The 13,326-nt window shown below is 62.5% G+C and carries 16 protein-coding genes and 1 pseudogene; 7 read left to right on the forward strand and 10 right to left on the reverse strand.

Annotated elements, in window-relative coordinates; translation table 11 throughout:
• Positions 1-106 precede the first annotated feature (106 nt).
• Both ACQPXH_RS01265 and ACQPXH_RS01270 read left to right on the forward strand, forming a co-directional pair.
• Positions 107-637, forward strand: a complete 531-nt coding sequence (locus ACQPXH_RS01265) for a hypothetical protein (RefSeq protein ID WP_433600523.1) — start codon at positions 107-109, stop codon at positions 635-637.
• A gap of 419 nt (positions 638-1,056) precedes the next feature.
• Positions 1,057-1,380, forward strand: a pseudogene (locus ACQPXH_RS01270) (NUDIX domain-containing protein); the annotation flags it as partial.
• 4 nt (positions 1,381-1,384) lie between these two features.
• Here ACQPXH_RS01270 and ACQPXH_RS01275 read toward each other — a convergent pair.
• The 5 genes from ACQPXH_RS01275 to ACQPXH_RS01295 form a co-directional block, all read right to left on the reverse strand.
• A complete protein-coding gene (locus ACQPXH_RS01275; RefSeq protein ID WP_433600524.1) occupies positions 1,385-2,134 on the reverse strand; it encodes a hypothetical protein in 750 nt (249 codons plus the stop codon).
• A 3-nt stretch (positions 2,135-2,137) separates the two neighbouring features.
• Positions 2,138-2,431: a type VII secretion target gene (locus ACQPXH_RS01280; protein WP_433600525.1), complete on the reverse strand. Its 294-nt coding sequence runs from the start codon at positions 2,429-2,431 to the stop codon at positions 2,138-2,140.
• On the reverse strand, positions 2,428-2,685 hold the full coding sequence (locus ACQPXH_RS01285) for a YbaB/EbfC family nucleoid-associated protein (RefSeq protein WP_433600526.1): 258 nt from the start codon (positions 2,683-2,685) through the stop codon (positions 2,428-2,430). Before ACQPXH_RS01285 ends, ACQPXH_RS01280 begins: the two co-directional genes overlap by 4 nt.
• Before the next feature lie 510 nt (positions 2,686-3,195).
• Positions 3,196-4,641 (reverse strand): ATP-binding protein, encoded by a 1,446-nt coding sequence (locus ACQPXH_RS01290; RefSeq protein WP_433600527.1) that lies wholly within the window; start codon positions 4,639-4,641, stop codon positions 3,196-3,198.
• 131 nt (positions 4,642-4,772) lie between these two features.
• Entirely contained in the window at positions 4,773-5,246 is a 474-nt protein-coding gene (locus ACQPXH_RS01295; protein ID WP_433600528.1) for a DEAD/DEAH box helicase, read from the reverse strand.
• Between the two features lie 130 nt (positions 5,247-5,376).
• Here ACQPXH_RS01295 and ACQPXH_RS01300 point away from each other — a divergent pair, with 130 nt between their 5' ends.
• Positions 5,377-5,625, forward strand: a complete 249-nt coding sequence (locus tag ACQPXH_RS01300) for a hypothetical protein (protein WP_433603689.1) — start codon at positions 5,377-5,379, stop codon at positions 5,623-5,625.
• Complete coding sequence (locus tag ACQPXH_RS01305; protein WP_433600529.1) at positions 5,622-6,209, forward strand: nucleotidyl transferase AbiEii/AbiGii toxin family protein; 588 nt, start codon at positions 5,622-5,624, stop codon at positions 6,207-6,209. The genes ACQPXH_RS01300 and ACQPXH_RS01305 overlap by 4 nt, the downstream gene beginning before the upstream one ends.
• A 15-nt stretch (positions 6,210-6,224) precedes the next feature.
• On the opposite strand, the gene ACQPXH_RS01310 is transcribed toward ACQPXH_RS01305, so the two are convergent.
• On the reverse strand, positions 6,225-8,651 hold the full coding sequence (locus ACQPXH_RS01310; RefSeq protein WP_433600530.1) for a TOTE conflict system archaeo-eukaryotic primase domain-containing protein: 2,427 nt from the start codon (positions 8,649-8,651) through the stop codon (positions 6,225-6,227).
• A gap of 342 nt (positions 8,652-8,993) precedes the next feature.
• Between ACQPXH_RS01310 and ACQPXH_RS01315 the strand changes: the two genes are divergently transcribed.
• Together ACQPXH_RS01315 and ACQPXH_RS01320 are read left to right on the forward strand one after the other, a co-directional pair.
• Positions 8,994-9,230 carry a FitA-like ribbon-helix-helix domain-containing protein gene (locus ACQPXH_RS01315; RefSeq protein ID WP_433600531.1) on the forward strand — a complete coding sequence of 79 codons (237 nt, stop codon included), beginning with the start codon at positions 8,994-8,996 and terminating at the stop codon, positions 9,228-9,230.
• Positions 9,227-9,631, forward strand: coding sequence for a type II toxin-antitoxin system VapC family toxin (locus tag ACQPXH_RS01320; protein ID WP_397036528.1), 405 nt, complete (start codon positions 9,227-9,229; stop codon positions 9,629-9,631). Before ACQPXH_RS01315 ends, ACQPXH_RS01320 begins: the two co-directional genes overlap by 4 nt.
• A 117-nt stretch (positions 9,632-9,748) precedes the next feature.
• On the opposite strand, the gene ACQPXH_RS01325 is transcribed toward ACQPXH_RS01320, so the two are convergent.
• The 3 genes from ACQPXH_RS01325 to ACQPXH_RS01335 all read right to left on the reverse strand — a co-directional run bounded on the left by ACQPXH_RS01325 (position 9,749) and on the right by ACQPXH_RS01335 (position 11,966).
• Complete coding sequence (locus ACQPXH_RS01325; protein WP_433600532.1) at positions 9,749-10,243, reverse strand: DUF6933 domain-containing protein; 495 nt, start codon at positions 10,241-10,243, stop codon at positions 9,749-9,751.
• Positions 10,244-10,461: 218 nt separating this feature from the next.
• Positions 10,462-11,637: a hypothetical protein gene (locus tag ACQPXH_RS01330; RefSeq protein ID WP_433600533.1), complete on the reverse strand. Its 1,176-nt coding sequence runs from the start codon at positions 11,635-11,637 to the stop codon at positions 10,462-10,464.
• Positions 11,634-11,966, reverse strand: coding sequence for a hypothetical protein (locus tag ACQPXH_RS01335; protein ID WP_433600534.1), 333 nt, complete (start codon positions 11,964-11,966; stop codon positions 11,634-11,636). Before ACQPXH_RS01335 ends, ACQPXH_RS01330 begins: the two co-directional genes overlap by 4 nt.
• 232 nt (positions 11,967-12,198) lie before the next feature.
• Between ACQPXH_RS01335 and ACQPXH_RS01340 the strand changes: the two genes are divergently transcribed.
• Positions 12,199-12,600, forward strand: coding sequence for a PPOX class F420-dependent oxidoreductase (locus tag ACQPXH_RS01340; protein ID WP_433600535.1), 402 nt, complete (start codon positions 12,199-12,201; stop codon positions 12,598-12,600).
• 143 nt (positions 12,601-12,743) lie between these two features.
• Here the strand turns inward: ACQPXH_RS01340 and ACQPXH_RS01345 are convergent, their stop codons facing one another.
• Positions 12,744-12,974: a DUF6400 family protein gene (locus ACQPXH_RS01345; RefSeq protein WP_433600536.1), complete on the reverse strand. Its 231-nt coding sequence runs from the start codon at positions 12,972-12,974 to the stop codon at positions 12,744-12,746.
• Between the last annotated feature and the right edge of the window lie 352 nt (positions 12,975-13,326).

The following is a 13,326-nucleotide window of genomic DNA, read 5'->3' on the forward strand; positions in this document are numbered from 1 at the left end:
TGGGACCCGTTGACAACCCATACTTGGGACCGCCCACCCGCGCACTTTGCTGACCGCGCCGCCGACCTGCACGCGATTCCACTCCGATCCTATGGGAGTCCGCTTCATGCAAGAACCGATCACGACCGAACAGCAAGCCCGCACATATCTGGCGACGGCATTGGATGGAGATCACCAGTACCGGATGTTCCCGTTCGAGCTGGGATGGGTGATCTATCACCAGGCGGGGGATAAGCCGATCAAGCAGGGGCGGTATCTCGGTCTGACGAAGCTGGTGCTCAACGCCCAGACCGGGGTGATCGTGGAGTTTCCCAATCTGCCGGTGGACATCGTGGTGGAGACCTACCTGTCGGCGATCAGGGAAGGCACCTGGATGCCCGCGAATCAGATCTACCCGTACCGGATCAGACTGCATCTGCAGTTGACGAACGAGGAACCGGACATGGTGGAGTACCGGATCCAACCCGAGTGGCTGGAGAATCCCGGAGAGCCGACCCCGCCGTATCAGCTCTTGATCGACAAGCACACCCTCTCGTCCCAGCCGAGCGATCCCCTATCGGGGCTGGCACTGTCGTGGGCCGAGATCCGCAACCACACGGACGGGACCTGGCCCACTCACGGAATGCTCGAGTACTAGAACCGGGTTCTACGGTCTCGGTCGATCCCCATTTACAGAAGTCGACGTTGGGATGCCTCAGGAGGCATATCTGGAGTTGCGGAGCTCCCTGCTGGAAGCGTTGCGGCGCAACAATATCGACCCAGACCTGGTCGAAATCAGTGGGCTTCCGAGTATTCCTAGTGGGCCACAACGATATGACGCACCTTGGGTCGCATTCCAATTGGCTCCCTTGCGGTTTGGCTGTTTCCCGTGCGGGCGGGTGTGCTTCCACGTTCGCTTTTCCCCGGTCAGGGGCTATACCCCGTTGGTTCGCCGCGTTATGCGTCCGGCGTATAGCCACCCCTGAGTGGCCGGAATAGGATCGGTTCGGTTCACACGCACGTTTCAGTAAAAAGCCAGGTCAACGGAATATTCTGAGGTGAAGGGAACACGTCTGCATGAGCGTCACGACTGAATCCAGTCACAAGACCAAGCCTCAGCGTTACAAGGTCATCGGCGATGTCCATCTGTTGCTGCGTCGCGGCGACGAAGTGCTGTTCGGTCGACGTCATAACACCGGCTTTGGGGATGGTGCATGGCATCTGCCATCTGGTCACGTCGAGGCCGGCGAATCCGTCATCGACGCAGTGATCCGTGAAGCGAAAGAAGAGATCGGCGTGGCGATCGCTCCCGCTGATGTGCAGTTCAGCCACATCATGCATAACGCGTCGTCGGATGGCCGGATGGCGTTCTTCTTCACCGTCCGGTCGTGGCAGGGTGAACCCATCAACCAGGAGCCAAACAAGTGCGGCGATCTGCGGTGGTTCGCGGCAGATGGCTTGCCGGACAATATGATCGACTACTGTCGGGTGGCCACCCGACCGGCCAGAGTCTCGGCAGCCCGGTGGAGACATCGGTTTGATAGTCCTCGAGGATCTTCGCGAGCTCCGGATCGTCCGGCATGACAACCAATCCCTGCTTCACCCGGTCGGACAGCTTCTCGATTTCCTTGATGTAGATCTCCGTGCCTTCCTGATCCGCTCGTTGTACGAGCGTGAAGGCAGCCGAGATGAAGTTGTCCAGACGCCGGGTGACGATTTCCTTCGCAACTACTGCGACATCACCGAACGGGAAGTAGTCGCTGTAGGTTTCGGCGTTCGATGTGCGGGACTTGACGTGGCCGTCCTCGGTGACGAACAGATCCCATCTCGAATCCTCGGCTTCGGCTTTGCGGGTACGGATCGCCGAAATATTGGTTTCCAGGGTCGAGACCAGGGAGCTGAGCTTCGACGCCATCTGTTCGATGACGTCGGAGGTCTGAATCGTGTCGGTGCGATCCTCCTGGCCGCGCCGTCGTGCCGCCTCACCTGCCGAACTGTCGAAGTAGTCGCCGGACTGCTCGATCGGGTTTCCCGCGGCGGTGGCCTCGGTCTCGATGAACTTGTAGGTCTCGTTCATCATGTCGACAACCTGACCGAGATAGCGGAGGTCCCACCCGAGCACCTTGGATATGGTCAGCGACTGTCCATCTGCCATCGCCTAGCCCCCCAGCTGCTTGAGTTGGGTAGCCCAGTCGGCATCTGTCTGCTCATAGACACCCGCGGCGGTCTCCACGCTGTCGCAAAAGCTGCTCAGGCGGCGATTGTGGTATGCCAGCACGGTGTCCAGCGCCTTGAGTGATTCTTCGACTTTGACGGCGAGGTTCGAGTCCGCCATCCGCTCGCGGGCCAGATCACGGCTCACCTTCGCGATCGGCGTCTTCGTCGTGATCCTGCCCGCGTTCGTGCGTACGGAGGCCGCGAGTGCGCGCATCTTCACGGGGTCGACGTTCACTTGGACTCCTCGAACAGTTGCACGGCTGCGGCTTCGGCGTTGCCGAGTGCGGCACGGTGACGATCGATAATGAGGTGGGCCAGGTGCTGGGGGCCGTTGTCCATCGCATAGTCGGCGATATACAGGTCGGTGATCCGACCACCGGCATCTGTCTCGATGCTTACGCTGCCGTCCCTGGAACGAGCGGAGCCGCGCACCGCCGCGAGCCGCTCGTTGATCCGCTGGATCTCGAGCATTCGCTCGTCGTTATTCATCGCTGTTCCCCCCGTCGAGTGGCGCTCTCGAGAGCGTACCTAGATCGGGCCTCGGCTACTGCCAGAGGGCTTCGCGGTGCCTCACACGGTCGCGGCGAGGACCCATACAGCACTCCGTATTTCAGCCGAATCCAGGCCGAAACCACTGCGGTGCAGCACGATTCAATAGAAGATAGCCATGAGCTATCCGCGCTGGTAGAAGTATGTTAGCGAAGAAGATCGCAGAGAGTCGAATCCTGTTGTGCCAGAAGCAGAAGTTCTGACATGGAGGGCCCGCTGGAGATACGCCTCAGCAGGCGAGGCGCAATCTGAAAGAAGATCGACCAGCCTCCGGCAGCACGAGCACCGGCTCAAGCGGTAAGCGGACATCGAACAATACTGAGAGGCAGAGCGTGCAAAGGCCTACCCGCCGACATGATGCCCCGCTGACCAAGCCCGCAACGGCGTGATGAGATCGCCGACAACCCCCGATCCACAGGTGTTGACAATATCTCCGTTGTGGCGGCTTTCTCATCCCCATGCGGAGAGCACGTCGGTGGCGTTCCATACCAGGTCGACGGTGTCGGTGAGGGTGGGCTCGATATCGGCTAAGGACACTGCGACCAATGCTGTTTCGTGCGGGACGAAGCCTGGAACACTGGCGACTGCGCGAGTGAGTTCGGCTAGATCGTGGTGGTCGAAGGGGGTGGCGAGCCATTTGATCGATCCGGCGAAGATCACCCGGTTGGCGACGGGGGAGCGGTCGGTGCCGATGAGGTCGATTTCTGGGTTGAAGGTGCGGTTCCACCAGCCGCCGACGGCGGTGATGTCTTTCCAGGGCAGTGCTCCTGCGAGCGCGCTCAGTTCGAGTGCGTCTCGTACGAGGGGTTCGACGGCTTTGCCGCGCCAGGAGGTCCAGCGTCGAGTGAACAGCTCGTAGGCTGCGGCGACTCGTCCTCGCCGGACCAGGTCCTGAACCGAGCGCAGGGTAGCGAGGTAGAGCCGTAGGTTGCTGTCTGCGACTCGGTAGAGTGCCGGTTTTCCCGGTTTGATCGATAGTGGCTGATCCACCGAGAGCACTTGCTTTTCTACTGAGAGTCGATGCAGTAGAGGCGATAACGTCCCGGAAGGCAGCGCGCCACTGCGGCTGCCCGCCGAAGCCGCGATGGTGGCGTGGGTGCGTTCCCCGCTTCCGATCGCTTCGAGTACGCGTCGTGCTTGGTCGGGGGCGGGGAACTCGGCGAGGAGAGTGGCCTCAGGTACTCCGAACAGCGGCGCGGCAGGATCGTCGCATTCGCGTCGCACGAAGTCGAGCGGTGACAGCCCGTGCGGCCAGCTACGCAAGATGCCTGGCAGCCCGCCGGTGATCAAGTGCGCGTCGATGCTCTGTGCGGCGTCGAGGCCGAGAGCGTGACCGACTTCGGCGGGGTTGAGCGGGTCGAGGACGAGGTTGTCTGCTCGTCTGTAGAACGGGCGGTCGTGGGCGGTGAGGCGTTCCATCATGTGGATGTCACTGCCCAGGAGTAGCAGCAAAACCGGGCGTTGCTGCAGCAACCGGTCCCACGCCGTTTGCAGTGCGCCGTCGAAGACCGTGTCTTGTTCTGCCAGCCAAGGTAATTCGTCGATTACGACAGTTGTCGGGGTATCAGCGAGGGTGGTGGCCAGTAGCCGGAAGGCGTCGGGCCAGCCGCCGATTGTCTCGGGGAGTGTTTCGGGATTGGCTGCGATCCCCGATCTTTTCAGTTCGGCGAGAAACGTGGCCAGTGATTCGGATACCGGCATACCCTTCGTGGCGGTGAAGTACAGATACGGTACTTGCGCCGTGTCGCAGAACTCCTGGACCAGTCGTGATTTTCCGACCTGCCGGCGGCCTCTGATCGCAACGGCCACGCCTCGGCGGGATTCCGCGACACGCTGCAAGCGAGTCCTCAGAAGTCTTAGCTCGGTTTTTCGGCCGACGAAGCCTGATGCTGCCACCCGGAGCCCCTTATGTAACCCAAATCTATGTAGACGCGATCTATGTAGATGCAATCTACATTATCAGCCCGTGTTCGGCGGCTGTCCTTGCCGATGTCGGTTGCGGCGTTTGCGTCGCGGGTCGGGGAACCCTAGGGAGGTGTATCCGGGTGCGCGTTTCGGTAGCAAGGATGCGATGACCGGGTCAGTACGTCGTGGTAGTCAGTCGTGCGCGGTGGCGGCGGTCTTGCCGGGGTGGGTCGGGTGATGCGTCCGAGGTATTGGACGAGGCGGCCTTTGAAAGACACTGGAGCTGCGAGGAACAGGGTGTCGAGCGCGGGGCAGTCGAAGCCTTCGCCGATGAACGAGCCCGTGCCCACCAGCAATAGAGGTGGCTGGTCGGCTGTGCGAGCCGCAACTTTTTCCGCGAGTGCTTGGCGGTCGCGGGCTTTCATGCCACCGCGGAGCACGATGACGTCGTCGCAGCCAGCGGCGGTGAGGCGGTCGGTGAGCGTTTCGACGTGATTCACCCAGGTGGTGAGGACCAGGATGTTGGCGCCAGCGCGGTGTGCGGCCAGTACGTCGGTGACGATCTGGTGCAGACGGTCTTCGTCTGCAATGAGCATTCGGTAGATCTCGGCGATTTGGGTGGGTCGGCGTCGCCGTCGTAGGCGAACTCGGTTGGGTGCACGTGCAGAACGGGTGCGGGCCGGCGCATCACCGATGATCGGCAAGCTGCCCGGTTCTGGCGCGTCGATGGTGAGGGCTCGAGCTGTTTCGGACGGTAGGCTGGGTCTCGTGGCAGAGGAATCGCCGGGCCAGAGGCTGCGTTTGGCGTTGGAGATGTATGAGTTCGGTGTGCGTATGCAGCGTGCCCGCATACGTCGGATGCGACCGGAGGCCGCCGAGGCGGAGGTGGACGAGGCAGTTCAGGACTGGCTGCTTTCTCGTCCTGGGGCGCCACTCGGTGATGCGGCTGGTCATGCGTCGTCTCGTTTCGCGTGAACCAACTCGAGGCTGCGCTGCGTCGTGCGGCGTCGGATCTTCGTCGGCATGGTTATGCCTGGGCGCTCGTGGGTGGATTTGCGGTGTCGGCGCGGTCGGCGCCGCGGTTTACTCATGATATTGACGTAGCGGTGGCGGTTGCAGATGACCGCGGCGCTGAGGAATTGGTTCGTCTACTCATCGCCGAGGGCTACGGGTTCTATGCCTCGGTGGAGCACGATAACGGCAGGCTGGCTACCGTCCGGCTGAAGCGCGCCATCGATGGTGTGTCGGTGCTGGTCGACATCTTGTTCGCTAGTTCGGGAATTGAGTCCGAGATCGTGCAGGCCGCGGAGAACCTCGATATCGTGCCCGGGTTGACGCTGCCGGTCGCGACCACCGGCCATCTCATCGCGCTCAAACTGTTGGCCCGAGACGATGTTTCCCGCCCACAGGATCTCGCGGATCTGCATGGCCTCCTGGTGGCGGCTTCCCAGGAGGACATTGCGCAGGCTGAGAGCGCCGTCCGTTTGATCACCGAACGCGGCTTCAATCGTGACCGTGACTTGCTCGTGTCGCTGCATGAACTGACCTCGGCCCGCTGAGAGATCTCACCGCAGCTATTCAGCGAGTTCTGTTGCCCGGCTTGGGTGCACATGACTCATGTAATTGTTGTTCGGCGGCGTTGTGACCGTATTCCAGTTGTGGGGTTTGCGCGGGTCGGGGAATCCGAGAGTGACGTAGCCGGGTGCGCGTTTGTGTAGTGATGATGCGAGCACGGGGGTACGGACGTCGTGGTAGTCGTGGACGGTGGCGGTGGTCTTGTTGGGATGTGGTCGGGTGATGCGCCCGACATATTGGACGAGGCGTCCTTTGAATGAGATGGGGGATGCGAGGAAGAGGGTGCCGAGGGCGGGGCAGTCGAAGCCTTCGCCGATGAATGAGCCGGTGCCGACGAGTAGCAGCGGTGATCCATCGGCTTGGCGGGTGCGGATCGTTTCGGTAATTGCTTGGCGGTCGCGGGCTTTCATGCCGCCGCGAAGCACGATGATGTCGTGGCAGCCTGCGTCGGTGAGGCGGTCGGTGATCGCTTCGAGGTGGTTGACCCAGGTGGTGAGTACCAGTATTTGTGCGCCGGCGTGGTGCGCGGTCTGGATGTCGGTGGTGATCTGCTGTAGGCGGTCTTCGTCGGCGACCAGCGCCCGATAGATCTCGGCCATTCCGCCTGGTTGGGACGGATCGGCGTCGCCGGTGTACGCGAATTGCGTCGGATGAATCTCGAGCACTGGGTGGGGTGCAGGCGTTTCACCGTTGGTCGGCAGTTGTCCTGCTGTGGGACTGTCGACCGTGTGGGTGCGTGAGCCGAGCTGGTGGTAGATCAGGTCGTTGAGCTGATCGCGACGGTAGGGGGTGGCCGTGAGTCCGAGCCAGTATCGGGTGGGTATTTGGTTGAGGACTTCGGTGAAGGCGGAGGCGGCGATGTGGTGGCATTCGTCGACGATGACGAATCCGTAGCCGTTGGTGAGTTCGGCTACGTTGGTGCGGCGTGCCAGGGTGGGGAGCAAGGCGATGTCGATGACGCCGGTGGTCTTGGATCGGCCGCCGCCGATTTGTCCACACTTGAATCCGAGATGGTCAGCGATCCGGGTCCGCCATTGGTCGGCCAGGGCTTTGCGGTCGACGAGGATCAATGTGGACGTGGCCCGGGAAGCGATTGCGCCGCAGGCGATGATGGTTTTGCCGGTACCGGGTGGTGCGACAATTACACACATGTCGTCGACCTCGATGTCGGCTACCGCGGCTCGCTGTTCGGGGCGCAATTCCGCCGAGCATTGGAACGACTGTTGGTTGCCTTCGATTCGGTTGTCTTCGATGCGCAGTGTGCTGTCGGCGGATTCGACCAGTGTGGTGAGTAAGGGCAATAGTCCGCGGGGGAGGACGAGGTCGCCGTCGAGGGTTTCGTCGTAGCTGCGCAGGAATCGTGGTGTGTCCCAGGTACTTCGGCGGGCGCGCTGGCAGGTGTAGAACTCGGGGTTCGGGATGGACGCGGCATGCTTGACCGCCGAAATCATGGCGGGGCCCAGATCAGCAGCGGTCAGTTGGAGCCTGGCTGCGAACGTTGCGCGCACTACGGCTGCCGGGCGTGGCATGATCCGCGAAGAGGTCGGCAGCTGCAGGCGCCGAACATCGTGTCCGACTTTTGGTTCGGGCAGCGTGTAGGCAAGTGCGGCAACTTGTTTCGGTGACAGTCGCGGGATGCTCGACAGGTAGGCCCACTGGTCCTCGAAAGGTTCGAGAGTGGCCGGATCCAGGAACAAGGTGGTGCCGTGCTGGCGTCGGGTTCCATTCAATGGTGCGGCGATGAGATTGCCCATGCCGCGGCCGGTGTGCGTGTCCTGCGACGGGAACAGTCGGTCATAGCTGGACAGATTCATGCTGCCGCGCAGCTGGATCGCCTCGGCGAGCAGGCCGGTGGCGATCCGTCGAGCCAGGGCAGCGGCGGTGGCCTGTGCGAAAAAGATCCACACATGCGCACCGCGGCCGGATTGCGACACCTCGAGTGCTGCGGGGATGTCCTTGGTGCGGGCTGCTTTGAGGTATGCCAAGGCGTCGAGCATCGCGGTGTCTTTGTCCAAGTCCGCGGCCACCCACCAGCAGGTGTCGTCGTCGCCCAGCGGATACAAGCCGATATGGTGCGTCCCGCGCAGATGGGCGGCGACGACCTCGTCGGTGAGCGGCAGGTATGACGCCTCCGATCGTGACATGCCGGTGCGCCACCGCCCCCGGATCGCGGGCATCCAGCCGAAGCGGCCGTCCTGGCGGTTCTCCCAGCGAATCGCGTAAATGTCGGGGCGGCAACGGAATAAGTTGAGGTAGAACCGGACCTTGGCTTCCGGAGCCGAACGCATGTCGACCGGGGTCGACAGTGCGGTCTGGTCCGGATCGGCTGGTCGTGCTTGGTTTTCGGTGAGGTCGAGCAACCGCCGCAGGCGGGCGTTGTCGGCACGGAGGGAATCGAGCTCGCCGGGGAAGCGTTCCACGGCCATCCAGTGTGCCGTGCCATCGTTTCTACCGCCGAGGGTGGTATCGGATTGGGGTTGCTCATTCCGCCCGCCGCGTGAGGTTGCGGACAAGCCTCATCGACCGACGTGATTCTCCCGCAACTCCACCCGCCTTCGACCACGACGGCAAATTTCGGCCTATACGAATCGTGACTCCGCATCTGGTTCCGAGTACCGAGTCCTTGGTGAGATTGTTCGCCCCAGCGATGCCTCGACTGAATCCGGCGTCGATCCACCGACGTAGATGGACGGCGGTACATGATCCGGTGTCGGCAAAGGTGCGACCTAACGGAACATGCGCATGGCATTCGCATGTAGGCTGTAGTTATGGTTGTTGCGATTCAAATCAAGGACGTGCCCGAGGAAGTGCGGGACGCTATCGCCGCACGTGCCGCGGCCCGCGGTCAGTCCACTCAGGTGTACCTACGTGCCTTACTGGAACGAGAGTTGCGTGCTGAGCGGAACAAGCATCTGCTCGAGAGTTTGATAGGGCACCGCAGCCTCGGTATGGGCGCTGAGGATGTCGTGGAGGAGATTCGTGGCGGCCGCGAGGACGACGAGTGATCGTTGTCGACGCGAATGTCATGGTTATGGCCTTGTCGAGCCCTGCGACTCAGGGCAATACCGCGCGAGCAGCGATGCTCGCCGACGACGACTGGATCGCTCCCGCGCACATGCCATTGGAGGTGCTGCGCACTCTCCGCAAAGCCGTGCTCGGCAATCGCTTGACCGCCAACGACGCCGACGCCGCGTTCCGAGCGCTCGCCGCTATGCAGATCGTCTACGTAGGAACCGATGTCTCTCTGTTACATACGGTCTGGGCAATGCGCCACAACGTCTCGGTATACGACGCGGCCTACCTGGCGGTCGCTGTCCTACACGACGCTCCGCTCATAACCTTCGATGCCCGGCTCGCCAAGGCCGCCGAACAGACCAAACCAGACATCCGCGTCACGTTGCTCTGATTCGGGCTGGGTACCAATGGCACGAAGCCCTCGCGTCCGGTGTCTCGACCTGCGCGAGCGCACTTGCGACGAGCACATATCTCGACCGGCTTCGATTTCGATGTTGAGTAACAAGATTCAGCTCGCTGTCCATCCCTTGGCAACGAGTTCGATCGGCGGCCGGTAGTCGCGGGCACTCGAGATGACGCGGCGCAGGCTCCGGTTGAGGTACATGCGGTCGGTATCGCCGAGACCGCCAGAGCTGTCGATTATGTGTTGGCAAGTAAAGGCCAAGTCGTTCATGCACCCGAGCACCTGACGATCCGCCGTCGTGGTCAGGACGAGTTCGCGTGCCCCGGTGTCGGCGAACGTGTCCAGGGGTAGTTGCTCGTCCCGGAGTTCCCGCTGGATCAGGCGAGTCGTGAGGGTGCCGGTGGCGCGTAGGTCGGCTGCGGTGACGTCCGCCTCGAAAACGGTGAACAAGGTCGCGGAGTGGGTCAGCAGGAGACATTTGCGGCGGTTGAACCACAGCAGGTTGGCGTACCAGTCATCGGGATCGGCCTCGGGCGTCGGCTTGGTGAGCCGCTGGGGGCCGATGACAGCCAAGAGTTTCTTCGTACACCGTAGGATCATTTCGCGGTGGTCGGGTTTCTCGGTCGTAGCGTCTCGCGGTGGCTGGAAGCGTTCATCGCACAAATTCTCCCATCGCACCGCATCGCCGACACCCGATCGAGCCAACCCTCCGAACTGCGGTTGCGACCGCACCCCGGCGAGGTCGCGCTTTGCCCATGGCGAGTCGCCTCGATGCCGTTTACCCGTCCGCGGCACCGAAGTCGATCGCGCACCGCCTATCAGCCCCGACTCGCCTCGATATCGACGGTGACCAGACGTCTGATGAAGGCCGGCTTGCTGGAGTGCCGTTCACGCAACGCTTTCGCCTGCCGCGCGAAGACATCGGTGCGACCGTCCCGTTCGGCGAGCTCGCGCAGGTCGGTGAGCAGCTCGATCGCCGCGTCGTACTGGCCGGACTTCTTGGTCGCGACCATTACTTCAATTCGTTGCCAGGCACCGTCCTGGTCGCGGGCGAGTTCGTTCAACCGCCGTTCGCGTTGACGTGCCCGCCGGGCCTCGAGCCGAGCGTGCTGTTCGGCCCGGACAGCTGCCTCACGGCGTTCCCGCTCGCTCCGGTGTCGGGCCGTACCATCCAGCAGGTCAGCGACGGTACGCCGTGGCGCCTGGGCGGGTGCGGCCGTCGTGGACTCGCGGAATCGGCGCAGAAGTTCCATGTGAACACTCGCCGCGTCGTCACCGGCGACACGAAGCAACAGCCGATCTTTCTCTGCCGCATCGAGATCGGCGATCCATGCGGCGAGCGCACGCGGATCATCGGCCACCGCGTCGAGATCGGGGCTCGCCGACGCCGCGACGTGCAGCAGATCGCTGTCCAGCCGCAGGAAGTCGGCCATCGCCCGCTGAGCGGCGGTGAGCATACGGAGTCCCGGCGGCACCGGCGGCTCGAGTTGGTCGTCATCATCGCGGTCGAAGGCCCACTCATCGCGTTCCCACGTACCGTACCCGGCCAACCAGGCCAAATACAGTGGTCGCAGATCTCCGGCGGCAAGATCGGCGCGTACTCCGACGATGGCCGACAACGAAGTCTCCGCGTCCTCCACCCAGTCACCGGACTCGTCCTCACTCGAGAAGCCGAGAATGATGTTCCTGCCGGAGGTTTCGGCGGTGACACAGTCGCCGAGACAGTACTGTTCTGCCACCTCGGGACCGAGCAGTGTGCACGGCAGTCGGAACAGCAGCTGGCGGGTCCCCCAATTCGCCAGATACAGGTGCGCGTCGTAGTAGCGCTCGACCATCCGACGTACATCACCCCGGAAACTGCCCCAGTGGTATTCGTTGACGAAGCTCGTCGCGGTGATGCGCGCCCGGGTGGACAAGGCTCGCACCTCCGCCTGCTGACGGTCGTCCAGCGGGCGGTCGAGGGCGACGAACTCGTAGTACTGGTACTCACTCACGCGGGCACCTCGAACCGCTCTGCGGTGAAAGCGGAGTCATCACCGAGATGGAAGAACAGGTGTCCGCGCAGGGTGGCAGATTCGGTCAGCACAGCCCAGCCGCGACCACTGACCGGATCACCCTCATCATCACCTTCCCAACTGAACTCCACCCAGTCGCGACCGTCACGGATCTCGATACGGCAATCCATCCACCCGCGCACGGCGATGAATCCGAACTCACCCGTCCCACCAGAGTGGAACTCCATGAATCCAGGCTCGACAAGATCGATGGCTTCGCGATCCCACAAGTCCATCGCCACGATGCGCCAACGCCCCGCCACAGTCATCGACATTCCCGTCCATATGTGTCCAACATCCCGGCGATGATAATCCCTGCCGGTCGGTGACCGGTCACGCCCGAACACTATGTGGCACATCAGGTTCAATGATGCGGTGACCAAGCCGATCCCGTGAAGATCGTAGCGGGCAAAAGGGGTGGCGACTATGTCACCAGACTGGTGCGTATTTCACCACATACGCCCCATGGCGGGCCGTTGCCGAGGCATCTACGCTGCATCGGTGACTTTCTCTACGAACGAGCAGCAGTTCCTCGCGGAGGCCGGGATCGGTCGGCTGGCCACGGTATCGCCCGACGGTGTTGTGCAGAACAACCCGACCAGCTATCGGGTGAATGCCGACGGCACCATCGACATCGGCGGTATGCGCATGCAGACCAGCCGTAAGTACCGCAACGTCGAGGCTGGCAGTCGGGTGTCGTTCGTGGTCGACCAGCAGGTTTCATTGGAGCCGTACGTTATTCGCGGCATCGAGGTGCGCGGCACGGCCGAGGCGCTCGACGACCAGGAGCCGCCGTTCCCGCCCCAGGAGCGCTCGATCATTCGGATCCATCCCGAACGGATCATCTCCTGGGGCATCGACGGCGGCTCCTTCGATTTCACCAGTCGCACGCCCGACAACTGAGTAGTCGGGCATGGTGAGTAGATCGGCGAGGTAGCGGCAGACGGAGTCTGGGAGCTTGTGGACCTCGGCAGTGCGCTGCAATACACCGAGGCCGGCGTGCCTGCCGATGTCGCAGATAAGATCTGCCACTGAGCGTCGTGAGATCAGTCGGCAATTTGGCGAGTCGCCCGTTCGGGCAGGATCCCGGCCTGCACGAGTTCCTCATAGATCCGCTGCTGCTCATCGTCGAGATTCGAGTAGAGCATTTCGTATGCCAGATCTTCCTCGGCGAGCACCGCGACCGGATCCCAGTCGTCACCGAGCGCCGCGACGACGGCGCTGCGCCGCCGTGCCTCGTCCAGTGTGAGGTCGTAGGCAAAATCGTGGTCGGCCATGTCGGCATCTCCAACCGGGTTCTGTCCAAAAACGATTCGACGACGATGCCCAACCACGCCTTCTCGGGCAATGACCGGCATCACATTCCACGCTGGAGTTCGTCACATTCGATGCCGTGCGCGGACTGGACCGCGGAGTAAATGCGTCCACATAATCGCCAGGAAACCGTCCAAATCGGGCACAGCGACGCTATCGCGCCACGCCATCAAGAGAGCAGAACTCGCCAATGGCCGTCGCCGGCTGCTGCCGCCGGTGCGCTTGCGCGAAATAGCGCCGATGCGTGAATTGGTATTCGCGCATCCGGCATTATCGGATGTTCGAGAGAGGTAGCAGCTCGGCCGAGCGCGAAAC

Source organism: Nocardia sp. CA-135953 (genome assembly GCF_050955735.1).
GTDB lineage: Bacteria > Actinomycetota > Actinomycetes > Mycobacteriales > Mycobacteriaceae > Nocardia.